Annotated in this window: 3 protein-coding genes; all 3 read right to left on the bottom strand. The window is 61.4% G+C overall.

The genetic code is table 11. The features are described 5' to 3' along the window. A partial coding sequence (locus tag AC1D12_RS29125) for a hypothetical protein (RefSeq protein ID WP_477844641.1) occupies positions 1-832 on the bottom strand: 832 nt, incomplete at its 3' end. Positions 833-1614: 782 nt separating this feature from the next. Further along, on the bottom strand, positions 1615-1938 hold the full coding sequence (locus tag AC1D12_RS29120) for a hypothetical protein (RefSeq protein ID WP_477844639.1): 324 nt from the start codon (positions 1936-1938) through the stop codon (positions 1615-1617). Next, positions 1922-3177: phage portal protein (locus AC1D12_RS29115; protein ID WP_477844637.1), on the bottom strand; the 1256-nt coding region annotated here is incomplete at its 5' end. The genes AC1D12_RS29120 and AC1D12_RS29115, both read right to left, overlap by 17 nt.

Here is a 3177-nt window from a genome sequence, read left to right as displayed (position 1 = left end):
GCGTTGTTATCTGCCTCGCATCCAAAACGGGCGGATATTTCCTCAGCAGATATTCAGTAACCAGCGGCGCATGAGAGGCCTTCTTCCCTGTTATATCATAGCTCATCTTAATATTTACTGACGTTATCCTTTCACCCTTGCTATCGTAGTGGATGTGGAACTCCAGGCCAACGTCATCGTATTCATAGAAATACATTGGCCATTCTCCTTTGTGAGCCTCCCGATAGTAATGTCGAGTGGGCACGAATTTTTCGGGGTATGAACGAAAGGCGTCGCGCGTCAGTTCCCTACAATTCTCCGAATAAACCACATTTCTGTTGTAGGCCGATATTATGGCAGAGAGTGAATTACGCAGCCTGCGTAGCTGTGAACTTTCGGCAGTAGTACGTTTTCGCCCCTCTGGGACGGCATCCTGCCATGCCCTATATGCTTCTCGATACTCGGATGCCTTGCCATCGAGGCGCAGAGTTGAGGCCCGAAGCTGGCTTGCTTTATCCAGTACCTCCGACCGTACGTCTTCCTTTTTCTTCTTGTCCTCTTCCCCAATCATCGAATACTCTTCTAGTTTATCAAAATATGCTGCCGCTATTTGCCTATGCCCCCCCAACAATGCCGGCGTAAGATATACCGCCTCGTCAGGCTCATTTTCCCTAACAGGGTCGTCCATTCCTTGCGCCGCATGAGCAGCCTGCCACCACCTCCGCAACGACTCGCAGAGGTTCAATCTCTGAAAATAGTGGTTCTCCAGCGCCGGAATGAGGGTCGACCTCACATAGGCTTCCATCGACTCTTTTGTGTTTTCTGTCTCTTTCAATAGTGGAAGGGTAGGCATGCGGCCTCCAATTAAATTGGACACAGGGCTCGTCGCTGCGGCGCTTGGCTGCAACTACCCTACCGACATGCCAAGTGCTTACGACACTTTTGCTGCCCGCCCGGGCAGCGGTGAGAGGGTACTCAATGCGGACAGCAAACGGCAAGCGGTTGACGTCGAGCGAACGATCTTCAGCCCACGCATTCGATACGCGCCGCAAGAGCTTGCTCAATCCGTGGAGACTCGGACCGTTGGGCCAGTGACGACGAGGGCAGCATGCCCGAAAGCAGCCGGTCGCGACGGACTGCTCGTGGCCGACAGTGTATGTTCGCCGCCTCGCTTGCGAGCAGCCGGTCGCCGTCCGGGCGAACTTCGCGAAACCGGCATCGCGCACGACCTATGAAGGCAACGTGTGCCGAAGCGGGGCAGCCAGTGGTCGGGTGCGTAGCCCCCCAGCGTTGCCCGGGTCCGTGTTGTTAGCTCGGAGAAGCCCAATGAGACACCAACAGACGCCCGCACTAGTGATTGCGCCGCAATGCAGACGTTTCCGCGCCCCGCCTGTTAATCCGTAGGTCCCTGGTTCGAGCCCAGGTCGAGGAGCCAGTATTGACGGGGCCCGCAGCGATGCGGGCCCTTTGTCATTGGGCGCTGAGCGGCCCAAGTATTAGACAGTTGTCTAATACTCACGCCTTGAGGTGGCCGCCTACCGCTGTTGGCGCAGCGCCGCCGCCTCGCGCTCGATGTCCGCCCAGCCTGTCTGCCGCGAGCCTGCAGACCTTCTCATCGCCCGCCCAGCGGCTTCGCTACACCCCGGGCGCCGGCCATTCACTGACGGTAGTGCACACGGCACGACACCTGCAGCGCCTGGTCATCGTGTGGATGGGCGTCGCCCTGGCAGCTACGATTGCTGCGTGAACAACCCAGACTCTTTCGTGGAGGGCATCCTCCCAGGGGAGCCGGCGCAGTCCGCGGCCGAGCTGGCGGTCGACGTAGCCGCCCCACACGCCGACGAGGCGCTGTGCGGTGCGCTCGTCGCCCAGCTGGGTCATCAGCTGCGCGGACAGTCGATCGGCGATGGCCTGCGCGTCGGCATCGCTCAGGTTGCGTGGTTCATTCTTCGGTGCCATCGGTTTCCTCCCCTTCGTTGTCGGCCTGGTCGTTCTGCTTCGGCGTGCTGGGCAGGCCGCTCGCGTTCTGGTGGCGCACGTCGCTGCTGAAGCGCAGTTCCTTCTCCTCGGCCTTCTTGCGCCAGCTCGCGATCTGCTCGAGCACCGTGTCAGGATTGCGCCCGGACTTACGGATCACTTCGACCTCGCTGATGAAGCCGGCTTGGCTCAGCGTCAGCCAGGCAGTGGCTTCCTTTGCCATGTCGATCCATGGCATCGACGGCGCGACGTAGAGCACGTCGTCGTGCGTGCCTGGCTTGAGATCCTTGGGGAACGGCACAACCCCGGAAACCGCCGCCGCGCCGATGAAGTCCTCCACCATCGGCTGTACGGCCATCGAGATGAAGTCGTCGGTCAGGCAGGCGTAGTGCACCCACTGCTCGACGAGCTCCTGCCGCTGGCTGCTGTAGGTACCGTCGTAGTTGCGGCTAACGCTGGAGTAGCTCGCGCTGATACCGGCGGCGAAGGCGCGCAGCTGCCCGTTCCGGAAGGTGATCAGGTTCGGGTTCGGGCGCTTGCTGTCGATCAGGCCGATCTCCTCTCCCACCGCCAGCGTGTCGATGATGGTGCCGGGCGACAGCCCCACCTGCCGCGGCAAGTCATTGCCGTTGTCGTCCTTCAGTGGGCCCTCATAGCCCCCGCCGTCGGGCGCGTGTCGCTTGACGTAGCCGGTCAGCATGGCCGCCACCTTGGCCGCGATCCGCTCGGACTCCTCGTAGTCCTTGATGTCCTCGATGCGGCCGATGACGCTCGCGAAGCGCGTCACGCCGCGAAGCTGGCCGATGCGTGACAGGTGCGCCAAGTGCAGCATGCGGTCGGCTGTAACCACCTTTAGGTCTTGGTGAAGCGTCGCTGCCTCGCCAGGGTACCCCTTGCTGACCCAGTACGCGGTCGGGCGAATCCATGCGTTGTACTGAATGCCTTGCGAAATACCACGCGCCGAGTCATTGAAGTCCATCGGCACGCACTCAGGCTCAAGCATCTCGATCGAGTACGGCACGGTGGTGCCGTGGTCCAGACCGGGCACGCTGCCCCTGAGGCGCTGTGCGAACGCCTCGCCGTCGCGATACAGCGTACGGGCGAGCAGGCGCTGGCAGCGCGCGTAGCTGTGCTGCCAGCGCACCTCTGGGCGACGCTGCCAGTCGCGCCAGGCGGCCGACAGCGCTGCGGCGTACTCCGCATGGATCTCGCCACTCAATG

The sequence above is a fragment of the Rhizobacter sp. P1_G5 genome, assembly GCF_056405435.1.
This window is presented reverse-complemented; position numbering and strand designations above follow the sequence as displayed.